This is a genomic window from Xanthomonas sp. DAR33341, from assembly GCF_003992815.1.
Classification (GTDB): domain Bacteria; phylum Pseudomonadota; class Gammaproteobacteria; order Xanthomonadales; family Xanthomonadaceae; genus Xanthomonas; species Xanthomonas cissicola.
In genome coordinates this window covers 74,259-98,061 of sequence record NZ_QEYV01000026.1, presented here as the reverse complement: position 1 = coordinate 98,061, position 23,803 = coordinate 74,259, and the positions used below count along the sequence as shown (strand labels likewise).

The following is a 23,803-nucleotide window of genomic DNA, read 5'->3' as shown; positions in this document are numbered from 1 at the left end:
GGGCGGCGGCAACGCCGGCCAAGCTAACGATGCGCCGCATGAATCCCTGCTAGACGGCCGCCATCTGGCGCATTGACGCCGTACAAAGGGCGCCCGGCACGTGCGCATGCCTGTGGGTTGCGCTGGCTCATTCGGTATCCAGGTTGCCCTGTTCTTTTGCTTCCACCGCGCGCTCGCTGGAGCTGGCCACGCAGTCGCCATGCACCGCATCGCCCGGCACCAGCCACCAGCGTCGGCGATTGGCCACGCCCACCAGCTGGCTGCGACTGCGATCCACGCAGGCCAGCAACGCGGTTTCCTGCGCCATCAGCCAGCGCTGGCCGGGTTGCTGTGCCTGCCAGGCCACGCCGCGCTGCAATTGGGTTTCCCACGGCACCTTGAAGCCGAAGGTCTGCGCCGGGCGGTCGGCCATCAGCAGGTTCTGCTCCTTCCATGCCACGAGCCCGAGTTGCGCATCCGGGCCGATGCGGCGCCCGGCCTCGCGCATCACCGCGCCGGCCGAACTGGAATCGTTGAAGATCGGGTAGCAGACCAGCCCGAAGGCCACCCACCATGCACCAAGCAGCGAGACCACCGCGAATGCGGAGCGGCGCACCCGCGTCAGCAGCAGGCTGGCAACGCCCCAGGTACCGACCGCCAGCAGCAGCCAGCCCAATGGGTCGGTGGCTTCGCTGCCGACCCCGCGGCTGTCCATGATCTTCTGCTCGAAGCCCGGATGGCCGATCAGCATCGCCGTGCCACCGGCGCTGAACACCAGGGCCAGCAGCACCCCGAACCCGAACAGCAGCCGCTGCACGCCAGCACGGCGCAGCAGGCCTGGCACCAGCGGCGCCAGTGCCAGGCAGAACATCGGCAGGGCCGGCAGGATGTAGACATCGCGCTTGCCGCTGGGAATAGTGAAGAACACCAGCACCAGCAGCCACCAGGCCAGCGGCAGCAGATAGCGCGGGTCGCGCCGCTTGAGCCGGCGCCGCCACGCCGGGATCGCCCACGGCAGCAGCAGGATGGTCGGCAGCCACATCGTGGCCATGCTTTGCAGGTGGTACCAGACCGGCTGCGCGTGATCCCAGGAGCTGGCGTAGCGCTTGGCGGTCTGGCGCAGCAGGATGTCGTTGAGATACACGCGGTATTCGGGCTGGCCGGCGGTCAGCGCCGTCACCATCATCGGCACGAACCACAACAGGATCGCCACGAAGAAGAACAGCGGCCCCAACCAGAAGCGCCGGTCGCGCACATGCACGCGCACACCCGCCCAACCACGCGCCGCGGCAATCCCGGCCGGGATCAGCATCAGCAGCGCGATGATGCCCACACCCTTGGTGATCACGCCCAAGCCGGCGGAGAACCAGCCCAGCGTCCACCAGCGCCAGGCCGGGCCCATCAGCAGATGGCGCAGCAATCCGTAATTGGCCAAGGTGATCCAGAACACCACCAGCGGGTCGATCTGCGCCTTCTTGGCCTGGAAGGTGAAGTGCAGCGTAAACAGCAGCATCCAGGCCGCATAGAGACCGACGCGCCGGGTCCACATGCGCCGGCCCAGATCGTAGACGCAGGCCAATGTGCCCAACGCGGCCAGCAACGACGGCAGCAGGAACGCCACGCGCCAGTTGCCCAGCAACGTGTAGGACAGCGCCTGCAGCCACATCAGCATCGGTGGCTTGTCCGAATACAGCTCGTTGCCGCGATGCGGGAACAACCAGTCGCCGCTCAACACCATCTGCTTGGCCACCAGCGCAAAGCGCGGCTCGTCCGCCGGCCACGGGTCACGCAAACCCAGGCCGGCACCGATCACCAGCACGGCGGTCATGGCCAGCAACCAGACATCGGTGGAAGCGCGATTCTTGAACATGTCGGGCGGCAGTCGGTCGCAGAGGGTGGAGCGCTGGACTTCGCGCGCGATCAGGAGGCTTTTAGCAAAAGCGCGTAGAAAAATCCGTCGCAGTGCTGCTCGCCTGGAAACCGCTGACGTCCGGCGCCCGCGGCATGCCCGAACTGCGCACCCAAAGTCTGCGCGCGTGCGTCGGGAGTGCGCTGCAGGAATGCCTCGACCTGCGCCTGGTTCTCGCGCGCCAACAGCGAGCAGGTGGTGTACAGCAATTGTCCGCCTGGGCGCAGCGTGCGCCAGGTCGCATCCAGTAGCCGCGCCTGCAGCGCGCACAGCGCCTCGATATCGTCGGCGCGCCGGTGCAGCAGCACATCCGGTTGACGACGCACCACGCCGGTGGCCGAACATGGCGCGTCCAGCAGTACCGCATCGAACGGCCGGCCGTTCCACCATGCGTCCGTATCGGCGGCGTCGGCCGCCTGCAACGCAACTAGCGCATTGGGGACCGTGCGCTGCAAGGTCTGCTGCACGCGCTCCAGGCGGCGCGCATCCACATCCAGCGCCACGAGCTGCAATCCGGGATGGCGCTCCAGCAGATGCGCCGCCTTGCCACCGGGCGCGGCGCAGGCATCGAGCACGCGTGCCGACGGCGCCAGGGTCAACGTATCGGCCACCTGCTGCGCGGAGCCGTCCTGCACCGAAACATCGCCTTCGGCGAAGCCCGGCAACTGGCTCACCGGCACGGCATTGTGCAGGCGCACCGCATCCGGCAATACAGCATCGGTGTGCGCGACGATATCCAGTTCGGCCAGTCGTGCGACATATGTCGCAGGGTCGGTGCGCGAACGCTGCACGCGCAGCCACATCGGCGCCATCTGCGCACTTGCGGTGAAAATGGCTTCGGCACGATCGCCCCAGTCCGCGCGCAACTGCTTGCGCAGCCAAGACGGCCAACCGGCATCGTCGGCCACCGCGGGAAATCCTTCGCGCTGGGCACGCCGCAGAATCGCGTTGACCATGCCGGCCTGACGGGGCCGGCCCAGTGCGCGACACGCATCCACGGTGGCCGACAACGCGGCGTGCGCGGGCAGTTGCAGCACCTCGAGTTGCGCGAAACCGACCATCAGCAGCGCCTTGAGTTCGGCATCGCGGGGCGGCAACGCGCGTTCCAGCCATTGCCGCAACGCGACCTCATACGCCGGGCGCCGGCGAATGACCGCAAAGCAGATCGCCTCCACCAGCGCGCGATCACGCGGATCGCCGATGCCGGGCAAGGTCGCGGCAAGTTCGGCCTTCAACGACCGGCCTTGATCGAACACCGCCGTCAGGACGCGTGCGGCAGCCAGGCGCGAGGCGACGCCGGCGGTTGCGGTGTCGGCCGACATCAGCGCAGCGCCGGCAGGTCGCGTCGCGCGTTGAGGTAATCGGCGGCGGTAATCGCCTTGCCGCCCTCGCGCTGGAGCACGCGCACCCGCAGCGCACCCTCACCGCAGGCGATATCGATGCCCTGCTTGCTGGCCGCCAGCAGGGTGCCCGGCGGCTGTTGATGGGCCAGTTCAAGCGCCACCGCGCCATGCAGGCGCACGCGCTCGCCCGCAAGGATCGCCTCGGCCACCGGCCACGGGTTGAACGCCCGCACGCGTCGCGCCAGTTCCTGCGCCGGCTGTGCCCAATCCAGCCGCGCCTGCGCCTTGTCCAGCTTGTGCGCATAGGTCACCCCGTCGGCCGGCTGCGGCTGGGCCACCGGACGGATGCCGGCGCGCAACAGGCCCAGGCCATCGGACAGCACCTGCGCGCCCAGCGCGGCCAGCCGGTCGTGCAACTGCCCGCCGGTGTCCTGCTCGCCAATTTCGATGCGCTGCGACAGCAGCACCGGGCCGGTGTCCAACCCGGCTTCCATCTGCATCAGACACACCCCGGTCTCGGTGTCGCCGGCCTCGATCGCACGCTGGATCGGCGCGGCGCCACGCCAGCGCGGCAGCAACGAGGCATGCACGTTCCAGCAGCCGTGCGTCGGCGCGGCCAGCACTGCCTTTGGCAGGATCAACCCGTACGCCACCACCACCATCAGGTCCGCATCGAGCGCGCGCAACGTCGCCAATGCTTCGGGCGAACGCAGCGTCTGCGGCTGGAAGACCGGAATGCCGCGCGCGATCGCCTCCAGCTTGACCGGCGAGGGCGTCAACCCGCGACCACGTCCGGCGGGGCGATCGGGCTGCGTGTACACCGCCACCACCTCATGCCGCTGCGCGGCGGCGCGTAGCGACGGGACGGCAAAATCCGGCGTACCGGCGAAGATGATTCTCATAGGGCTGGGATTCGGGATTCGGGATTGGGGAGTCGCAACGGCAGGTGTGCTGGCCGGGGCGAGAATGGCGTGGAGCTGAGAGGTGGAAACGGGATCTGCGCTGGAAGATTCGGCAACCCGGTGCCAGCACCTGCGTGGCCCATCCTCGATCGAGCGCGTCGAGAGGCAGGCCTGGCAACCGAGAATTGAATGCCCGCTGCAGGCAGCGGCTCATCCATCACGACGTCCGCATCCGAAGTTTCACGGCCATCCGCCCGCAGACGTGGCGCCATGGCAATGCACCGCCATCGCCATGAGTTCGCACCGAGATGAGCGCTCAACGATTTGAAACCAGCGGACTCAAAGGCCAGCAAAAACCCGCTTCTGCCAATCCCGAATCCCCAATCCCCAATCCCCAATCCCGGCCCTCAAGCCACATGCTTGCGCTGTTTGGCCAGCTTCTTGCGCACCATTTCGCGCTTGAGCGGCGAGAGATAATCCACGAACAGCTTGCCGTCCAGGTGGTCCATCTCGTGCTGGATGCACACGGCCAGCAGCCCGTCGGCATGCAGTTCCTGCGGCTGGCCCTGGCGGTCGAGATAGCGCACGGTGATCGCATCGGCGCGGCTGACATCGGCATAGATGCCGGGCACCGACAGGCAGCCTTCCTGATACAGCTGCTCGCCCTGTTTGCTCACGATCTCCGGGTTGACGAACACCTGCGGCAGGTTTTTCTCGTCGCTGATGTCGATCACCATGAATCGCTTGTGCACGTCCACCTGACTGGCAGCCAGGCCAATGCCGGGCGCCTCGTACATGGTCTGGAACATATCGTCCAGCAGCGTCTGGAACGCCTGGCTGGTGACCTCGGCAGCATCGACCGGCACGGCCTTGGTGCGCAGCCGCGGATCGGGAAACTCAAGAATTGGGAGCAAAGCCATGGGGTTACCCGTCTGGAAACACCGGCGCGGCGCCGGCAAGACGGTGTCATTCTAGCGCAATGCTTGCGTGGCGCCCCGGTTTCTAGACTATAGTGCGCAGACCTGTTGGGGAATCAGGCAAGAAGGCACCTATGTTGAACCGACTTCGTACGGTCGTCGCTGCGGCGATGCTGACCGTCGCGACCTACGCTGCCGCGCAAGCGGTGGGCGAGCATCCAGACACCTATGTGGTCCGCAAGGGCGATACCTTGTGGGACATCGCTGGGCGTTTCCTGCAAAAACCATGGCTGTGGCCGGAAATCTGGCAAGCCAATCCGCAGATTCAGAATCCGCACCTGATCTATCCGGGTGACGTGATCAGCCTGGCCTATCTGGACCGGGTCGGCAAAGGCACCATCCAGCCCGGCCCGCGCCAGGAAGCGCCGATCAACGCCATTCCGCTGGCCGACGTCGAGCCGTTCCTGAAGAACCTGCGCGTGGTCGATGACTTCGACCAGTTGCCGTACGTCGTGGGTCTGGAAGGCGGTCGCACGCGTGCCACCACCGGCCAGGTCGCCTACGTGGTCGGGCTGGACAACGCTCAGCCGGGTCAGCGCTTTGCGGTGGTTCGCCCGACCGTGAAGTTCAGCCTGCCCAAGCACAACGAAGATCTGGACATGGCCGGCAACATCACCGCCGGCTCCGGCAACATCTGGAAGAACTTCATCGCGCCGAGCACGCGCCGCGAGTTCCTCGGCTACGAGATGGCGCAGGTCAATGTCGGCACCATCACCCGCAGCGCGGCAGGCGGCAACTCCAAGGCGGCCACCCTGCTGTTGCAGGACAGCGGCCGCGAAGTGCGCGCCGGCGATCGCATCGTTGCGGTCGAAGCGCAGCCGTACGATTTGCAGTTCATCCCGCATCCGCCGTCGGAACAGGCGCTGCAGACCGAGCTGCGCGTGCTGGCCATCTCCGACGCCTTCACCGTTGGCGGCACGCGCGATGTGATCGCCATCTCCGGCGGCGCTCGCGAAGGCATCAACAACGGCACGGTGTTCTCGATCTGGCGCAAGGGCCGCACGGTCAGCGACCGCGTCAAGCACTCGCGCTTCTCGCGGACCGACGACGATTTCAGCGGCCCGTCCGGCTCCACCGTCGGCCTGCCCGACGAGTACGCCTCGCATGCCATGGTATTCCGCACCTTCGACAAGGTCAGCTATGCGCTGGTGATGGAAAGCGTCAAGCCGACCGGCCTGGGCTATTTCGTCAAGCATCCTGACGCGCAATAAGCGAAAGATCCGATGCATCAACGCGACGGCGCCCGAGGGCGCCGTCGTCGTTTGTGGCCTAGCCTGGGTGTATGGCCCAAACCGCTCCCGACCTACGCGCACTGCTGATCCTGCTGCTGGCTGGCGGCCGCAGCCCACCGCGACGAAAATTGTTGACTTCGTACGGGTCAGCGTCCGAGATGCTGGCCGCCGGGCCTGGGGCGTGGCGTGCCGCTGGTTGCGATGAGGTGCAAGCTGCGCTGCTGCAGAGCCCCGATCCACATGCGCTGGAGGCCGCGCTGCGCTGGTGCGAACAGCCCGGCCATCACCTGATCGGCTGGCGCGATCCGGATTACCCGGCGCTGCTGCGGCATATCGCCAACCCGCCGATGGCCTTGTTCGTGGACGGCGACCCCGATGCCCTCTGGCACCCGGGCGTGGCGGTGGTCGGCAGCCGCGCGGCCACTGCCGGCGGCCGCGACCACACCCGCGCATTCGCCTCGAGCCTGGCCTGCGCCGGGTTAAGCATCGTCAGCGGCATGGCCGCCGGCGTGGATGCGATCGCACACGAGGGCGCACTGGCCCAGCACGACGGCATCACGGTGGCGGTGGTCGGCACAGGTGTCGATGTCGCCTATCCCGAGCGGCACCAAGGCTTGCGCGATCGCATCGCCGAACGCGGCGCGGTGGTCAGCGAATATCTGCCGGGCACTGCCCCGGTCGCGGCGCACTTTCCGGCCCGCAACCGGATCATTGCCGGGCTGGCGCTGGGGACGCTGGTGGTCGAAGCGGCGATGCGTTCGGGTGCACTGATTACCGCCCGGCTGGCGGCCGAAGCAGGCCGCGAGGTGTTCGCCCTACCCGGCTCGCTGCACAATCCGCTCGCGCGCGGCTGCCATCACCTGATCCGGCAGGGCGCCACGCTGGCGCAGGAGCCCGCACAGGTCATCGAGGGACTGGGCCAGCTGTCTGGCGAATTGGCCAGCGCCTTGCGCGAGCGCCTGGCCGCCCCCATTGAGTTGCCCAGGAAGGCTACGACCAGCGCTGGCCCCGGTCCTGCCCGCTCTGATCCCGACTACCAGCGCTTGTGGCAAGCGCTGGACCACGACCCAACCCCTATGGATTCATTGGTGCAGCGCACCGGATTGACGGCCGCCGCGCTGTCCTCCATGCTGCTCATCATGGAACTGGAGGGAGACGTGGTCACCGAGCACGGTCGCTATACCCGCAATCCTTAGTTTCTTCACCTCCACAGCGTCGCGCGACGCAGGCCGAGGGCAATGAAAGAGAGCATTCTCGATGTACTGCTGTACCTGTTTGAACATTACTTCAGCGAAGACGCGGACCTGGTCCGTGACCGTGACTCGCTTCAAAATGGCCTGATCCAGGCCGGTTTCAGTCCCGCAGAAATCAGCAAAGCCTTCGATTGGCTGGACGCGCTTTCCGAGCAGCGGCCCAGCGTCGCGCGCCCGCATGTCGATGGACCGGTGCGTATCTATCACGGGCCGGAGCTGGACAAACTCGATGTCGACTGCCGCGGATTTCTGCTGTTCCTGGAGCAACACCGCATCCTCGACGCCGACCAGCGCGAATTGGTGCTGGACCGCGCCATGGCGCTGGATCAGGACGAACTGGATCTGGACGACCTCAAGTGGGTGGTATTGATGGTGTTGTTCAACCAGCCCGGGGCGGAAGCGGCCTACGCCTGGATGGAAACCCAGATGTTCCTGGACGAGCCTGAACCCGTACACTGAGCGTTGAAGCCGCCACGGATGTGCGTGCAGGGGAACGGGATGCGCAGTTGGTATTACGCCGATGGCCACCGCCATCGGCATGGCCCGGTGGCCGACGATGCCTTGCTGGGCCTGTATCGCGATCGCGTGATCGCCCTGGATACGCTGGTCTGGCGCGAAGGCCTGGACCATTGGGTGCCGCTGTCGGCGTGCGCCGACACCCTGGGTCCGCCTGTTTCCACTGATGTGCGGGCGGGCGCGGTTCCACCGCCGTTGCCGCCTGCCGCGGCGTACATCACGCCAGCCCATCCGTCCATCGCGCCAGCGCAGCCGCGCAGCGTTCGCTCAGGCTGGCCGCTGGTTGCAGTGCTAGGTGCGGTGGTCGGTGTCTTCGTGATGGTGGGCGTCATCGGCATCCTGGCTGCGATCGCATTCCCGGCCTACAACGATTACCTGAGCCGCGCCAAGGTCGCCGAGGCGATCGGCGAGTTGGCGAGTTGGCGGCATTGAAGCCGCAGATCACCGAATTTCTGGCCAGTGAAGGCCGCTGCCCGGCCAATGACGACACGGGGTTCAAGCCACCCGAGCAGTACGCGAGCGAGCGGCTGAGCAGCGTGCGCATCGGCCGTTTCGAGGGCAGCGAATGCGGCATCGAAGCCGTGCTCCACGCGCCCAAGTCGGCCAGAATCGACGGCAAGGCAGTATGGCTGGAGCTGGATGCGGATGCCGGCAGCTGGCGGTGCAGTTCCGAAATCGACGACACCCAACTTCCACCGGATTGCCGCGGCTGACCGCCTGCTGCATGCCGATCGCGACACGCTAAGGGGACAACATGACGCAGTGGTACTACGCCGACGCACAGCGGCAGCGCCAGGGGCCGGTGGACACGGACACGCTTCGTGCGCGCCTGTCGCAGGGCATCGTCGACGGCTCCAGCCTGGTCTGGCGCGAAGGTCTGGCGCAGTGGGTGGCACTGCACGAGGTCGAGGGCGAGCTAGGCTTCGGCGGCGCAGCGCCGGCCGCGGGCCCGGAAGCCAGCGGGCCGATGCCGGCGGATGCGACACGCCATGCGCCACTGTCGGCTGCGTATCCCGGCGACAACCCGCCGGCCACAGCCTCGGCTTCCGCAACCTTGCCGATCGACGACCACGCCGCTGAAACATCGCGCTGGCCGCCGGCAGTTGCCGGCGGCGGCATTGCCGGTGCGAGTGCCAGCACCAATGATGCCGGCGCGACTGACGATGCCGGTCACCACCCGGCAATCGACTCCCCACTACATCCGCCGCGCGATCAATCCCCGTTATCGGACCCGTCGGCATGGTCCACCGCGCCGCTGGCGTCAGATCCAAGCCCGACCACGACCTCGAGCACCACGCCGACACCGGGTCACACCCCGGCAGCGGCGACCGCGCCACCTCCAGGGGCCTGGGATGCCCCGCCCCCCCCTGCCGCCGCAGCAGGCCTGGCGCTGCAGGATGCGCCAGTGGTCTACGCCGGTCTTTGGCGGCGCGTGGCCGCCAGCATTCTCGATAGCCTGATCACCACCTTTGCGGTGTACCTGATCGTGATCCCGCTGGTGTTCGTGGTGGCGCTGGTCACCACGCGCGGCGATTCGGGTTCGGCGTTGGACGACGGCAGCGCGCTCGGCATCGCCATCGTGGTGATGTCCTATGGCATCGGCCTGGCCATCCCGACGCTGTATTTCGCCTGGATGCAGTCCAGCCGGCATCAGGCCAGCCTGGGCAAGCTCGCCTGCGGCATCAAGCTGGTGCGTGCCGACAGCAACGGCGGCCGGGTCGGATTCTGGCGCAATGTGCTGCGCTATCTGGCCTACATGCTGATCAGCGTGCTGACCCTGGGCATCGGGGTGATCGTGGCGGCCTTCATGGCCGGCATGACCGAGCGCAAGCAGGCCCCGCACGACAAGGTCTGCGACACCCTGGTCGTGGACCGTTGGGCGTTCACCGAGCATCCGGAGCGGCAATCCAGAGGATTGGATACCGTGTCCATCGTGGTTCTGGCCATTTACGGGCTGATCCTGGTGCTCTCGGTGGTGGTCGTGGCCTTCATGCTGGCGGCGATCGGAATGAGTCAAAGCTAGCAGTTCACGGCGCTGGCCGCTTGACACGGCGACGCCCGCCGTGATCTTTCTAATAAGAGAACTGAACGCCCGGGAGTCCTTCCCGGGCGTTAACGCGTGGGAAACGGTCGATCCGCTTCCCTCGACCGGCCAATTAGGCCACGCTACCCGCCCCCCGGGCTCCGCCCCAAGAAGTTGCCACCATGCCCAAGCACCTGCTCATCGTCGAATCGCCCGCCAAGGCCAAGACGATCAATAAATACCTCGGCAAGGACTTCACCGTCCTGGCCTCGTATGGGCACGTGCGCGACCTGGTCCCCAAGGAAGGCGCGGTCGATCCGGACAACGGCTTTGCGATGCGTTACGACCTCATCGAGAAGAACGAGAAGCACGTCGAAGCCATCGCGCGTGCCGCCAAGGGTGCCGACGACATCTTTCTGGCGACCGACCCGGACCGCGAGGGCGAGGCGATCAGCTGGCACATCGCCGAGATCCTGAAGGAGCGCGGCCTGCTCAAGGACAAGCCGATGCAGCGGGTGGTGTTCACCGAAATCACCCCGCGTGCGATCAAGGAGGCGATGGCCAAGCCACGCATGATCGCCGGCGACTTGGTGGATGCGCAGCAGGCGCGCCGCGCACTCGATTACCTGGTCGGCTTCAATCTGTCGCCGGTGCTGTGGCGCAAGGTGCAGCGCGGCCTGTCCGCTGGCCGCGTGCAATCGCCGGCGCTGCGTATGATCGTCGAGCGCGAAGAAGAGATCGAAGCCTTCATCCCGCGCGAGTACTGGTCCATCGATGCGCATTGCCGGCATCCCTCGCAGGCGTTCAACGCGCGACTGATCAAGCTGGATGGGCAGAAGTTCGAGCAGTTCACCGTGACCGACGGCGACACCGCCGAGGCGGCGCGCCTGCGCATCCAGCAGGCCGCACAAGGCGTGCTGGATGTCACCGACGTGGCCAGCAAGGAGCGCAAGCGCCGCCCTGCCCCGCCGTTCACGACCTCCACGCTGCAGCAGGAAGCCTCGCGCAAGCTCGGCTTCACGACCCGCAAGACCATGCAGGTGGCGCAGAAGTTGTACGAAGGCGTGGCACTCGGCGACGAAGGCTCGGTCGGCCTGATCAGCTATATGCGTACCGACTCGGTGAACCTGTCGCAGGACGCCCTGGCGGAAATCCGCGATGTGATCGCGCGCGACTTCGGCACCGCTTCGCTCCCCGACCAGCCCAACGCCTACACCACCAAATCCAAGAACGCGCAGGAAGCCCACGAAGCGGTGCGCCCGACCTCCGCGCTGCGCACCCCTGCGCAGGTGGCGCGTTTCCTGTCCGAGGACGAGCGCCGCCTGTACGAGCTGATCTGGCGCCGCGCAGTGGCCTGCCAGATGATTCCGGCCACGCTCAATACCGTCAGCGTGGATCTGTCGGCCGGCAGCGAGCACGTGTTCCGCGCCAGCGGCACCACCGTGGTGGTCCCGGGCTTCCTGGCCGTGTACGAAGAAGGCAAGGACACCAAGAGCAGCGAGGACGAGGACGAAGGCCGCAAGCTGCCGCTGATGAAGGCCGGCGACAACGTCCCGCTGGACCGCATCGTCACGGACCAGCACTTCACCCAGCCGCCGCCGCGTTTCACCGAAGCGGCGCTGGTCAAGGCGCTGGAGGAATACGGCATCGGCCGTCCCTCCACCTACGCCTCGATCATCCAGACCCTGCAGTTCCGCAAATACGTCGAGATGGAAGGCCGCAGCTTCCGTCCCACCGACGTGGGCCGTGCAGTGTCCAAGTTCCTGTCCGGGCATTTCACCCGCTACGTCGATTACGACTTCACCGCCAATCTGGAAGACGATCTGGACGCGGTGTCGCGCGGCGAAGCCGAGTGGATCCCGTTGATGGAGAAGTTCTGGGGCCCGTTCAAGGAATTGGTCGAAGACAAGAAAGACTCGCTGGACAAGACCGATGCCGGCAGCGTGCGCGTGCTCGGCACCGACCCGGTCAGCGGCAAGGAAGTCAGCGCGCGCATCGGTCGCTTCGGCCCGATGGTGCAGATCGGCACGGTCGAAGACGAGGACAAGCCCACCTTCGCGTCGCTGCGTCCGGGCCAGAGCATCTATTCGATCTCCCTCGAAGATGCGCTGGAACTGTTCAAGATGCCGCGCGCGCTGGGCCAGGACAAGGACCAGGATGTCAGCGTGGGCATCGGCCGTTTCGGCCCGTTCGCGCGGCGCGGCAGCACCTATGCCTCGCTGAAGAAGGAAGACGACCCCTACACCATCGACCTGGCGCGCGCGGTCTTCCTGATCGAAGAGAAGGAAGAGATCGCACGCAACCGGGTGATCAAGGAATTCGACGGCAGCGACATCCAGGTGCTCAACGGCCGCTTCGGCCCCTACATCAGCGACGGCAAGCTCAATGGCAAGATCCCCAAGGACCGTGAGCCGGCGTCGTTGACGTTCGAAGAAGTGCAGCAGCTGCTGGCCGACACCGGCAAGCCGGTGCGCAAGGGCTTCGGCGCCAAGAAGGCCACCCTGAAGAAGAATACGGTCAAGGATTCGGCGCCGAAGAAGCCTGCCGTCAAGAAGACCGCGACCAAGACCGCGGCCAGCAAGACCGCTGTCAAGAAGGCGCCAGCCAAGAAGACGGCCACCAAGAAGGCCGCCAAGCGCGTGGTCAAGAAAACCGTGAGCAAGGCCGCGGGCTGAGAGGCGCAGCATGACCGACACACTCGACCTGGATCGCGCCGTCGCCGCACTGACGCAGGGCGGCGTGATCGCCTACCCGACCGAAGCGGTGTGGGGACTGGGATGCGACCCGCGCCAGCAAGCGGCCGTGATGCAGCTGCTGGAGATCAAGCGGCGCCCGGTGGAGAAGGGCGTGATCGTGGTGGCGTCGAGCGTGGACGTACTGCGCGACTGGGTCGACATCGACGCACTGGAGCCGGCACGCCGGCAGGACGTGCTGACCAGCTGGCCCGGCCCGCACACCTGGATCCTGCCGATCACCGACCGGGCGCCGCGCTGGGTCACCGGCGAGCATGACGGGCTGGCGGTACGCATCAGCGCGCATCCCGTGGTGGCGGCCCTGTGCGGGGCCTGGGGGGCGCCGCTGGTGTCAACCAGCGCCAACCTGGCCGGCGAGCCGCCAGCGCGCAGCCGCGCCGCCCTGGATCCGGCGTTGCTGGCGACGATCGACGGCGTGGTGGATGGCGAGACCGGCGCCCTGGCGCAGCCGACCCAGATCCGCGACGCACGCAGCGGGCAGATCCTGCGCGACTGAGTGCGGCCGACAAACGACCGCGCAGTCATCAGGCGAGCGCGGCCGGTCCATCGATTCGTCTGTCCCATGCCGACTGTTCCGGGCGGTCGCCCTTGTCGGCCTACCTGGCGACTGCCCGCCCCTTCGGCAGCAGGCCGCCGCCATCTGGCGCGTCGTCGCCCCGACCCTGCACACCGTTCAGCCGCTCCCCCTTTGCGACGGCCGCACAGACGCGCACACTGCGGCCATGCGCATCGTCCTGACTGTTCTGCTGCTCGCCGCGGCGCTGCCTGCGTCGGCCGCCACCGCCGCGAGCAAACCCGACCCGAATGTGCGGGTCTATCGCTGCGTGAGCAGCACCGGCACCGTCGCCCTGCAGGATGCGCCTTGCAGCAGCGGTCGCCAGCAGGTGCTGGATCTGCAACGGCCGCAAGACCCACCACCGCGTCCGGCCCGCGTGGAGCCGGCACCGGTCGTCGCAGCGCCCACGCATGAAGTCCGTATCGTCACCGTACAACCGCCACAGCCAATGTACGAGTGCACCACCGAAGACGGCAACCGCTACACGAGCGACAGCCCGGAAGGCAATCCGCGCTGGGTGCCGACCTGGGGCCCCGCCTATGTGGGCAATACCATTGCCCCCCCGGTCGGCGGCGGTGGCGGTATCCAGCGCCCCCCGATCTCGGTGAACCCGCGTCCGGCGATCTCGGTGCAGGGCGGCTCCGGACGAGGAAGCATCCGCGGCAACGCAAGCTTCGGCGTAGATAGCTACCAAGGCGGCTATCAGGGCGGTTACAACGGTGGCCGATACGGAGGCACGGTCATCGTGCCTTACGGCAACGTGCAGATCCGCGACGAATGCCACGCCCTGCCCGCGCAGGAAGTCTGCGCGCGGCTGGCCGACCGCCGTTGGGAGCTGATCCGCCGCTACAACAGCGCGCTGCAGAGCGAGCGCGAAGATCTCAGCCGCGAACAGCGCGGTATCGAGGCGCGCCAGCAACGCGACTGTGGCGGCGCATGAGGCGCTGGCCGCTGTTGGGCGCAATGACGCTCGGCATGATGGCGCTCGGTTCGCTGGCCGGCGCGCAGGAAGTGGCCATCTATCGCTGTACCGATGCGGCTGGCGCACTGACGGTGCAGAACATGCCGTGCCCGAAGGGCATGCAACAACAGAAGAAGCTGATGACCGCACCGGCAGCGGTGCCATTCGCGCCAGGCGGCGCGACCAACCCATCGCCTCCACATGCGATGCCAGCGGCGCAACCACGGGCTACCGCGCAGGCGGCTGCCTCGGCGCCCGTTGCACCGGCTACGCCCGCCGCACCGCCAGCACCGACGGTCACCTCGACGTCGACCCTGCCACCGCCGCCGCTGTTCGAGTGCACCGCACACGACAACGGGCGTTACTTCACCGAAGACCGCGAACCGGCCACGCGCTGCCTGCCGATGCAGACCACCAACCTGGCCGGCGGGCCGGCCACTGGGGGCGGCAGCGCCTGCGAGGTGGTCACCGACCGCTGCGCGCCGGTGCCAGACCAGAGCCTGTGCGAGGCCTGGCGCAAACGCACCGAGCAGGCCGAATCCACCTGGCGCTTCTCCGATGAAGCGCAGTCGGCCGAACGCAAGCAACGCTATGAGCAGATGCGCCGGGTTCTCGACGAGAGCCGTTGCGCCAATCCAGCCGCCACACCCTGAACACGCCTGTCGCGTCATTGAGCCAACGGGTCTGGACGGCGGGCGAGCGATCGCCATTTGCTGAAAGAAGACGCGTGCAGAACCGGCGTGTGCATGAACATGCCGGCTCTGCGTCCATGCGCATCCAATCGGAACCAGGCGGTATTTGTTGCCTGCGCTAGAACCCGTAGCGCAAGAAGCCGCCGTCCACCGCGATGCATTCGCCGGTGATGTAACTGGCGGCTGGCAGGCACAAAAAACCCACTGCAGCGGCCACTTCTTCCGGTTCGCCAATGCGGCGCATCGGGGTGCGTTCGATCACCTGCTCGTAGTAATCCGGATCGGACAACGGCCCGGAGGTGCGGCGGGTGCGGATATACCACGGCGCCACCGCATTGACGCGGATGCCGTCTTCGGCCCACTCCACCGCCAGGTTGCGCGTCATCTGCTGCAACGCCGCCTTGGTCATGCCGTACGGCGCGCCGCTACGTACATGGGTGATGCCCGAGACGCTGCCGACGTTGACGATTGCCGACGCAGCATGTTGCGTCAGCAACGGATGCGCATAACGCGACAATTCAAATGCGGAAAACACGTTGGTTTCGAAGATGCCACGCCACTGGTCTTCGGTGTAATCGATCGCGGCGCGGGTAATGTTGCCGCCGGCGTTGTTGATCAGCAGATGCAGGCCATCGGCATGGTCTTCCACCCAATCCAGGATGGCGCGGCGCTCTTCATCGTCGGAGACATCGGCGGCCAGCCCATGCAGCTCGCGCTCGGGAAACTCGTCGGCAAGCTCATCGCGCGCCTGCGCCAGGGCATCGGCATCGCGTGCCACCATCAGCAGGTCGGCACCGAAGCCGAGCAGTTCGCGCGCGATGGCCAGGCCGATGCCGGCACTGGCGCCGGTGATGAGGGCGGTCTGTCCATCCAGCCGCCAACGGTGCGTTGTCACGTGGGTGATCCTCTTCAAAAGCGCAGGAAACGGCCGCTGCAACGCAGTTGACGCGCATGCGTGGCCCGGGCGTTAGAGCATGTTATGCACGTTGAGATGAGATGCGTTGGCCGTCAGCGGTGCGGAGCGGGTGCCGCGGAGCGCCGGCTTGGCTGGCGCCAAGGCAAGCCGCGCGGCGCCCGCGCCGTGCCGCTGACGGCCAACCCTCCGGAAAGCACTCACCCCAAAGTACATAACACGTTCTAGGATAACGCCACCCCAGGTGAGGTCACGACGATGAAGATGCATTGGATGCTTGCGGTTGGTCTGGCGTTGTCGCTTGGCGCCTGTCAGCGGCCGCAGCCCGCGCCCACCGATCAGAAGCCCGACCCGCAGGCCACCGTCTTGCGCGACCACATCCAGCAACCGTTGAACAAGGCGCACGCGGTGCAGGCCGCAACCGACCAGGCGGCCGACGATCAGCGCAAGGCGATCGATGCCGCCACGCAGTAGCGGAACCTCGGCGATCTACTGGCGTCGCGTCCTCAAGCGTCTGCGTTTGTATTTAGCCGGCTGCCACCACAGGACGACTTGGTGCACCAAGCAGCACGTGCGTGCAGAAGCGCACGTGGACCGCGCACCAATGTGCAAATACCTGTGCGAACGGCGGCCGAACCTGCAAAGGCGTTCACCGCAATATGCGTCATAGCTAGTTGCTGATGGCTGATGGCTGATAGCTTGAACGCTAGACGATTGAATCATGCGTCCTGCCATCTACTTCGTTCGTTTGTGCGTTCAAAACGCCGCATCTCCCGACTTTAGAAACAACAACGCCGGCACATGGCCGGCGTTGTCGATGCATCACTCGCTCACTGAGCGCAACGCGTCAGAACCCGCAGAAGCAATAGGCCAGCGACTTGACCGGCGTGCCGCCTGCCTTGCTGTCGTGCACGGCGCTTTCGACAAAGCGCAGTTGGCTGTCCACTTCCGGCAACGAGCGGGCCAGCAGCGCGCGCGCCATGCCCGAGTCGCTCAGCATCCAGGCACCCATGCGGCTGCCGGCAAACCCGCTCATGAACTGCGAGAACGGCGTGGCCGGCTTTTCCACATAGCGCACGCGGAACTTGCCGCGGCTCAGCTTGGCGCGGTCGGCCGCATCGGCCACCGCTTCCTGCATGCCGCCGAACGCATCCACCAATCCACGCTCCTTGGCCTGCGCACCGCTCCACACACGGCCACGCGCAACCTTGTCGATCGCGTCCACCGACTGGTGACGCGCCTGCGCCACCTTGCCGGTGAAGTCGGCGTAGCCCTTGTTGATCACCGCCTGGATGACCTGGCCGGCAGCCGGATCCAGCGGACGGGTGATGTCGAACGCACCGGCGAACCGCGTGGTGGCCACGCCGTCGGTGTGCACGCCGATCTTGTCCAGCGCACGGGTCAGATTCGGCACCATGCCGAAGATGCCGATGGAGCCGCTGATGGTCGACGGGTCGGCGTAGATGCGATCGGCGTTCATGCTGATCCAGTAACCGCCGGAAGCGGCAAGATCGCCCATCGACACCACCACCGGCTTGCCGGCCTGCTTGAGCGCAACCACTTCGCGGCGGATCTGCTCGGAGGCGAAGACTTCGCCACCGGGCGAATCCACGCGCAGCACCACCGCCTTCACGTCATCGTCGTCGCGCGCCTGGCGCAGCAGCGCCGCCGTGGACTCGCCACCGATGCGCCCGGCCGGCTGTTCGCCACCGCTGATCTCGCCCGCCGCCACGACCACCGCCACCTGCGGGCGACTGTCCATGGGCGAACGCTGCGCCTGCAGCTGGCTCAGATAATCGTTGAACCCGATATTGCGGAAACCGCTGTCGGCATCGCTGTCGGCGACGCCGCGCTGGACCAGCAGCGCATCGACTTCCTCGCGCGTCTTGAGCCCGTCCACCAGCTTCTGTTGCAGCGCGAACTTGGCCAGGTCGCCACCGGCGGCGGCCACGCCTTCGGGCAGCGTGTCGATACCGGCAGCCAGCTGCGCCGGGCTCAGCTTGCGTGCGGTGCCCACGTCGGCCAGGTAGCGCCGCCACACATCGTTCATCCAGAACAGATCCGCTTCCTTGGCATCGGCCGAGGCCGCGTCCAGGATGTACGGCTCGGCTGCAGACTTGTACTCGCCAACGCGGAACAGATGCACGTCCACGCCGAGCTTGTCCTGCAGGCCTTCGCGGAAGTACTGGCGATAGCGGCCAAGACCTTCCAGCAACACGCTGCCCATCGGATCCAGATACACCTCGTTGGCCTGTGCGGCGAGCAGGTACTGGCCCTGGCTCATGCTCTCGCTGAAGGCCACGATCTGCTTGCCGGAGGCGCGCAACTTCTGCAATGCGGCGGCCACTTCGCGCTGGGAAGCGAATCCGGACGGTTGCAACTTGTCCAGGTTCAACAGCACGCGCTCGATCTTGCGGTCCTTGCCGGCCGCTTCGATCACGCGCACCAAGTCGCGCAGTTGCACTTCTTCGGCACTCTTGTCGCCGACCGCCTTGGCCAGCGACCGGCTGACCGGGTCGGCACTGAATTGTTCGACCAGCGTGCCTTCCGGGTTGATCACCAGGGTAGTGCGCTCGGCCAGCGGCTTGGTGCCATCACCACGCGCGAGCGCCACCACGAACACCAGCAGCAGCAAAAACAGGAAACCGAAGAACACCAGGTTGAAAATCAGGCGCCGGGTGAAATTCATCACATCCCACAGGCCGACGAAGAAGCTGGCGATGGGATTGCGACGCACGGGGTGGTTCATGGAAAGCTCCGTCGAAAGACGCTGCATACAGATCGATGGCGCCCAGCATACCGGCTGCGCAGCGCGCGCGGGATGCGCTGGAAGTCAGGGTGTCACGGTGGCGGTCAGCCGCCGGCTGGTCTGGCGAAAGCGCAGCCCCATCAGGATCGACGCCACCGTCAGGCCCAAGATCAGGCCCACCCACATGCCCTTTGGTCCCCAGCCCAGCCCCAGGCCGAGCCCGGCGCCGATCGGCATGCCCACGCCCCAGTACGAAAACATCGCCAGGAACATTGGCACGCGGGTGTCCTTGAGCCCGCGCAGCGCGCCGGCCGACAGCACCTGGATGCCGTCGGGAAACTGGAACGTGGCGGCAAACAGCAGCAACACCGAGGCCAGCGCGGCCACGGCCACGTCGTCGGTATAGACGCCGACGATGGCATCGTGGCCCAGCAGCAGCGCGCTGGCCGATAGCGCTTGCGTGCCCAGCACGATGGCATAGCCGGCCCAGGCTGCGCGCCGCATCGCCTGCGGGTCGCCGCGGCCCACTGCGTGGCCCACGCGCACGGTGGTGGCCTCGGCCACGCCCATCGGGATCATGAAACACAGCTGCGCGACGTTGATCGCAATCTGGTGCGCGGCCGCTTCGGTGGAGCCCAGCCGGCCGATCAACAGCGCGGTGACGATGAACAACCCGCCTTCCATCAAAACCGTAATGCCGATCGGCAAGCCGGTGCGTAGCAACTCGCCGATGGCGCGCCAGCGCGGCCCTTCCAGGTGGGCGAACAATTGCAGATGCGCAAAACGTCGCGCGCGCCACAAATACAGCGCGAACACGCTCGCCTGCACCCACATGGTGATGGCCGAGGCCATGCCAAGCCCTTCGGCACCGTGCTCGGCGAAGCCGAACTTGCCATAAGTCAGCGCATAGCCCACCGGTGCCAGGACCAGCAAGCCGCCAAAGCCCAGCAGCATGGTCGGCAGCGTCCAGTGCATGCCCTCGCTGAGGTAGCGCATGCAGAAGTAGAACGTCAGCGCCGGCACGCCCCAGCGGACCGCGTGCAGGAACGCGGTGGCACCGGGCACGATGTCCGGCGCAATCCCGAAGGTGGGCAGCAACGGCGGCACCACGCTCAGGAACACGAACATCAGCGCACTCAGCCCCAGCGACAGCCACAGCGCCTGTCGGAACAGCGGCCCGATCTCGCGCTCGCGGCCGGCGCCGAGCAATTGCGAGACCGAGGCGGTCAACGAAATCAAGGTGCCGATCGGCACCAGCATCGGCAGCCACAGCAGCGAAGTGCCGATGGTGACTGCAGCCAGCGTGGCGGTGCCGTGGTGGCCGGCGATGACGTTGTCGACAAAACCGATCAGGCCGGTGGAAACGTGGCCGAGCACCAGCGGCAATGCAAGCAGGCCGGTGGTGCGCACTTCCGAGGCGAAGCCTGGCGTCGCGGACGGGGGTGCAGAAGAAACAGACATGACAACCGATCGCTGCGCGGACTACGGCCGTGCCGGGAGGCGCTGGCACCGGGTCGCGCGGGCCGGCTATCTTACGCCTACTTTCCGACTGCGGCCTTGCCGCGCAGCTGGGTAGAGCCCGCTGCGCGACTGCGCGCGCGGGCAAAAACGCGAAGGCTGCTGCAACCGGGCCGGCGCGGGATACCGTTGCACGCGTGCGCCAAACGCCGGTCTTTCGGGATCAGGTCGACGGCAACGCGCCTTCCCCGACTCGCCAACCGGACCTGGCTCATGTCACCGCATTCGACCGCGCACCATCCCACGGCCTGCGAAAATTGTGCGACTGCCTTGCATGGGGCGTACTGCCACGCCTGCGGGCAAAGCGCGCACAACCCGGTGCGCAGCGTCGCCCATGCAGTGGAAGAAGTCTTCGAATCGTTCTGGCATCTGGATGGGCGCATTTTCCGCACCCTGCGCGACCTGCTGGTGCCCGGACGCGTGGCGCAGCGCTTCCTGGGCGGCCAACGCGTGCGCTACGTGGCGCCGATGCGGCTGTTTCTGGTACTGAGCCTGTTGACGTTCTTCATTGCGCGCATCGCCGTGCATGCGTCCGACGCAGACAGCGATATCGCACCGGCGCCCGGCACCAGCCAGACCGCGGTTCCCAAGGATTTCGCACACGCACGCACGCCGGCGCAGGTAGAAGCGGTACGCAGGCAATTGGTCGACACGCTGACGCAGACACGCGCGGCGGTGCCGACCGGCATCGCACGCGACAGCGTGGACGCCGGCATCGCGCGTGCCAACGCGCAAGCGCAACGCCGTCTGACGCAGTTGCAGGCCGACGCGCGTCCGACCAGCGCCGTGCCCATCGCAGAGGCAAACAGCGACAGCACGTTCTTTTCGGTGACGGGCAAGCCGTGGGACCCGGTGAGCAACCCACTGCACTATGCGGCGCTACCGCAGTTCGCCAACCGCTGGATCAATACCCAGCTTCGCCATATCCGCGACAACCTGCCGCGGCTGCGCAGCGATCCGCAGCTGCTCTACAACGCGTTCTTCGCAGCGGTACCGTCTGCACTGCTGGTGCTGGTGCCATTGTTTGCGCTGCTGTTGCGGGTGTTCTACGTGCGCAGCGGGCAGGTGTATCTGGAGCATCTGGTGGTGGCGCTGTACAGCCACGCCTTCCTGTGCCTGAACCTGCTGACGCAGCTGCTGTTGTCGCTGCTCAGCGATGCGCTGGCGCACGTCGCCAGCCCGATCACCTGGAGTATCGGACTTGCGCAGTTCGGGCTGACGGCCTGGATGCCGGTGTACCTGCTCTGGATGCAGCGGCGCGTGTACGCGCAGTCCTGGCCGGTCACCGTGCTCAAGTACCTCGGCCTGAGCGGAGTGTATCTGGTGTTGGTGACGGTGGCCGCGGCGCTATTGATGGTGGCGAGTCTGGCGCGTCTTTGACGCGACGAATCTGCGCAGACGGTTGTGCGAAAACGCCCGCATAGCAGCGCGAGGCAGCGATGCCGGGATTGGAGGTGGGGCATTTTGGAGCGGCAGTGCGCAAACAGGCTCCCGCTTGAACCGATGTGACCGGCGCAACGCTAAAAAGCATTGCGCGCGCTGACGGCGCCGAACCGGCGGCGCGAGCGATCAACGCGCCAGTTGGCGCTTCAACCAGGTGCTGCGCGTGGCCGGCGCTTCGGCCAGGAAGGCCGCGCGCAAGCCGTCGCGTTCCTGGGGCGGGGTGCGCTGCGCCAGCACTGCCAGTTGCTCCAGCTGACCGGCGTCCATGCTGCGCAGCGCGGCCAGCATGGCCTCGCGCTGGGCAGGCGGCACGTAGCCGATCAACGGCTGCAACTGGGCATAGAACGCCCCTACCTGCGATCCCAGGCGCCAGCCATCGCGATGCAGGCGATCCATCGCGCCGAACTGGGTGCGCAACGCGCGTTGCTGATCCTCGGGCAAGGCTTGCAGCCGCTCGCGTGCCTGGCGCAACACCACCCGGTCGGTAGCAGTCAGACCCTTCCAGGCAGCGTAGCGGGCGCGCAGCTCGGCTTGCTGCGCAGGCGTCATCGCCGCCCAGCGCGCGACCTGCTGCGCGGCGCTGGGCGATGTACCCGGCGCTGCGGCAGCGGACGTGGACGCGGCCGGCGCAGCGGCGGATTCTTCCAGCGGCGTCGGCAAGCGCTGCGCGCCGGCGACGGCGGCAATCGCGCAAAGCAGCAGGCCGCACCATTTAGTTGGTTTCATCATCGACCGTCTCCAGAGGGGCGGAAGGCTGCTCGGCCGCGGTGGCATGCGCACCGGATTCATCAACCGGCACCGGGTGGCCGGCGGCATACCAGGCATAGACGTCCGCAGCGCGGGCCAGCTCCAGATCCGGGTCGGCCAGCATCGCCTGGTCGCGTGGATCCAGGCCCGGGGCGGCCACGGCATCCGGCAGGTCGGCCGCCGGGAGTTCTTCCACCAGTACCGGTGCCGCGTCGGTCACGTGCAGCACGCCGGCAGGCGCCTGCGAAACGGGCTCGGGAGGAAGCGCGGGCCGGCGGTGGGTCCACCACCAGCCCAGTACTGCCAGCAGCAGTGCCACCGCCAGCACGCCCAGTGCCACGCCGGCGTGGCGGCGCTCCAGCTGGGGCCACTGCCATTGCCGCCGGGCCCGCGCGCGCGCGGCGGCTGGACGACGCGGCGCCGGTGCCGGCTCGGCCGGCGCGGCAGCCTGCAACGGCAGTCCGGCCAGGGCCGAATCGCGGAGCTGGCCCAGCCGGGCCAACTGGGCCGGGCTCAGGTCGCGCAGTTCCACTTGCGCCGCCTCGGCCAGGGCCCGCCAGGCCTGGGCATCCGGATTGCCTGCGGCGTCGCGCGGGCAGGCACGCGCCAGCAACTGCCGGTAGTCGGCCGTTTCGACGCCTTGCACCTCGCTGGCCACGCCTTCTTCCAGCCCGGCCACGATCCGCAGCAGCAGCGCCAGGCGGTCGGCAGTCTGCATCCGGCCCAAGGCGGTGAACGGGGGCAGCCACGTGCCCGGCATCGGCTCGCGCCGCAGCGGTGGCGCGGTGGCCAGCAGGCTCCAGAAGCGCATCGGCCAGCCTGCCATCGGCCGACCTGCCGCCTGGCTGCTGAAGGCGCGCAAGGCCGCTGCGAGGGCGCGCTCGGCGGCGGCCACATCGCCGCACTGCAATTGCGCGAGCACCAGTCCCCGGCGTTCCACACCCCGCAAGAAGGCAGATAGCGCGGCGGGGGTCACAGGGGCGTCGGGGACTACGGTCATGAGAACTCCAGCATCGGCCGGCATGATACCGACGCGATTGCCCCCCGCCGATGGCTTGACAGATCGGCTCGGCCCCGCTCCGGCTTCACATCGGCCGCGCCTGCCGCCGATGCGGGTTGTGCACAGCGGCAGACATACCGATACGCAGGCGTCTGTCAACTGTTGTTTTTTCTTTGTTGCAATCGTGTTTCACGCCTAAGTGATTGAAATTTATTGATTTATGGATGTTGGCTAAAAAATGTCCAAGAGGTTGCAGAGGCTAGTGAATCCATCGTCACAGCGTGGAGCACGAGACTAATTCACAGGTTTATCCACAGCCGGTGTGGATAAACCCCTT

General features: G+C 66.9%; 19 protein-coding genes and 1 pseudogene. 11 read left to right on the top strand and 9 right to left on the bottom strand.

All coding sequences use genetic code 11. The annotated features are described in order from the left end of the window. Positions 1–127: 127 nt before the first annotated feature. The 4 genes from EO156_RS11675 to def all read right to left on the bottom strand — a co-directional run bounded on the left by EO156_RS11675 (position 128) and on the right by def (position 5,053). Positions 128–1,849: a glycosyltransferase family 39 protein gene (locus EO156_RS11675; RefSeq protein WP_016849282.1), complete on the bottom strand. Its 1,722-nt coding sequence runs from the start codon at positions 1,847–1,849 to the stop codon at positions 128–130. A 50-nt stretch (positions 1,850–1,899) separates the two neighbouring features. Continuing rightward, complete coding sequence (rsmB, locus tag EO156_RS11670) at positions 1,900–3,210, bottom strand: 16S rRNA (cytosine(967)-C(5))-methyltransferase RsmB (protein ID WP_016849283.1); 1,311 nt, start codon at positions 3,208–3,210, stop codon at positions 1,900–1,902. Beyond that, entirely contained in the window at positions 3,210–4,133 is a 924-nt protein-coding gene (gene fmt, locus EO156_RS11665; RefSeq protein ID WP_005921922.1) for a methionyl-tRNA formyltransferase, read from the bottom strand. The genes rsmB and fmt overlap by 1 nt, the downstream gene beginning before the upstream one ends. 407 nt (positions 4,134–4,540) lie before the next feature. Further along, entirely contained in the window at positions 4,541–5,053 is a 513-nt protein-coding gene (gene def, locus EO156_RS11660) for a peptide deformylase (protein ID WP_005911379.1), read from the bottom strand. Positions 5,054–5,184: 131 nt separating this feature from the next. Here def and EO156_RS11655 point away from each other — a divergent pair, with 131 nt between their 5' ends. From EO156_RS11655 to EO156_RS11615, 9 genes and pseudogenes are all read left to right on the top strand, one after another. After that, the gene (locus tag EO156_RS11655) at positions 5,185–6,321 is read left to right on the top strand and encodes a LysM peptidoglycan-binding domain-containing protein (RefSeq protein WP_005927359.1); all 1,137 of its coding nucleotides are present in this window, start codon (positions 5,185–5,187) and stop codon (positions 6,319–6,321) included. 71 nt (positions 6,322–6,392) lie between these two features. After that, positions 6,393–7,538 carry a DNA-processing protein DprA gene (gene dprA, locus EO156_RS11650; protein ID WP_029996391.1) on the top strand — a complete coding sequence of 382 codons (1,146 nt, stop codon included), beginning with the start codon at positions 6,393–6,395 and terminating at the stop codon, positions 7,536–7,538. Positions 7,539–7,580: 42 nt separating this feature from the next. After that, complete coding sequence (locus EO156_RS11645) at positions 7,581–8,054, top strand: DUF494 family protein (RefSeq protein ID WP_003484452.1); 474 nt, start codon at positions 7,581–7,583, stop codon at positions 8,052–8,054. Positions 8,055–8,093: 39 nt separating this feature from the next. Beyond that, positions 8,094–8,824, top strand: a pseudogene (locus tag EO156_RS11640) (pilin). 41 nt (positions 8,825–8,865) lie between these two features. After that, positions 8,866–10,134, top strand: a complete 1,269-nt coding sequence (locus tag EO156_RS11635) for an RDD family protein (protein WP_029829534.1) — start codon at positions 8,866–8,868, stop codon at positions 10,132–10,134. A 182-nt stretch (positions 10,135–10,316) separates the two neighbouring features. Next, positions 10,317–12,809 (top strand): DNA topoisomerase I, encoded by a 2,493-nt coding sequence (locus EO156_RS11630; protein ID WP_016850507.1) that lies wholly within the window; start codon positions 10,317–10,319, stop codon positions 12,807–12,809. Between the two features lie 10 nt (positions 12,810–12,819). Continuing rightward, positions 12,820–13,383: a Sua5/YciO/YrdC/YwlC family protein gene (locus EO156_RS11625; RefSeq protein WP_029829536.1), complete on the top strand. Its 564-nt coding sequence runs from the start codon at positions 12,820–12,822 to the stop codon at positions 13,381–13,383. Between the two features lie 226 nt (positions 13,384–13,609). Then, the gene (locus EO156_RS11620) at positions 13,610–14,383 is read left to right on the top strand and encodes a hypothetical protein (RefSeq protein WP_003484461.1); all 774 of its coding nucleotides are present in this window, start codon (positions 13,610–13,612) and stop codon (positions 14,381–14,383) included. Between the two features lie 23 nt (positions 14,384–14,406). Further along, entirely contained in the window at positions 14,407–15,057 is a 651-nt protein-coding gene (locus EO156_RS11615) for a DUF4124 domain-containing protein (protein WP_026007319.1), read from the top strand. Between the two features lie 157 nt (positions 15,058–15,214). Here the strand turns inward: EO156_RS11615 and EO156_RS11610 are convergent, their stop codons facing one another. Next, positions 15,215–15,991: an SDR family oxidoreductase gene (locus tag EO156_RS11610; RefSeq protein ID WP_003484465.1), complete on the bottom strand. Its 777-nt coding sequence runs from the start codon at positions 15,989–15,991 to the stop codon at positions 15,215–15,217. Positions 15,992–16,267: 276 nt separating this feature from the next. Between EO156_RS11610 and EO156_RS11600 the strand changes: the two genes are divergently transcribed. Beyond that, positions 16,268–16,483 (top strand): hypothetical protein, encoded by a 216-nt coding sequence (locus EO156_RS11600; RefSeq protein ID WP_026007199.1) that lies wholly within the window; start codon positions 16,268–16,270, stop codon positions 16,481–16,483. A gap of 373 nt (positions 16,484–16,856) precedes the next feature. On the opposite strand, the gene sppA is transcribed toward EO156_RS11600, so the two are convergent. Together sppA and EO156_RS11590 are read right to left on the bottom strand one after the other, a co-directional pair. After that, positions 16,857–18,758, bottom strand: a complete 1,902-nt coding sequence (sppA, locus tag EO156_RS11595; protein ID WP_005921900.1) for a signal peptide peptidase SppA — start codon at positions 18,756–18,758, stop codon at positions 16,857–16,859. An 84-nt stretch (positions 18,759–18,842) separates the two neighbouring features. Then, positions 18,843–20,219, bottom strand: a complete 1,377-nt coding sequence (locus EO156_RS11590; protein ID WP_011052541.1) for an MATE family efflux transporter — start codon at positions 20,217–20,219, stop codon at positions 18,843–18,845. A 186-nt stretch (positions 20,220–20,405) separates the two neighbouring features. Here EO156_RS11590 and EO156_RS11585 point away from each other — a divergent pair, with 186 nt between their 5' ends. Then, positions 20,406–21,656 (top strand): DUF3667 domain-containing protein, encoded by a 1,251-nt coding sequence (locus EO156_RS11585; RefSeq protein WP_029829537.1) that lies wholly within the window; start codon positions 20,406–20,408, stop codon positions 21,654–21,656. A 189-nt stretch (positions 21,657–21,845) separates the two neighbouring features. Here EO156_RS11585 and EO156_RS11580 read toward each other — a convergent pair whose 3' ends face one another. Together EO156_RS11580 and EO156_RS11575 are read right to left on the bottom strand one after the other, a co-directional pair. Further along, on the bottom strand, positions 21,846–22,448 hold the full coding sequence (locus EO156_RS11580) for a DUF3106 domain-containing protein (RefSeq protein WP_029829540.1): 603 nt from the start codon (positions 22,446–22,448) through the stop codon (positions 21,846–21,848). Then, positions 22,432–23,466 carry a hypothetical protein gene (locus tag EO156_RS11575; RefSeq protein WP_029829543.1) on the bottom strand — a complete coding sequence of 345 codons (1,035 nt, stop codon included), beginning with the start codon at positions 23,464–23,466 and terminating at the stop codon, positions 22,432–22,434. Before EO156_RS11575 ends, EO156_RS11580 begins: the two co-directional genes overlap by 17 nt. Positions 23,467–23,803: the final 337 nt, after the last annotated feature.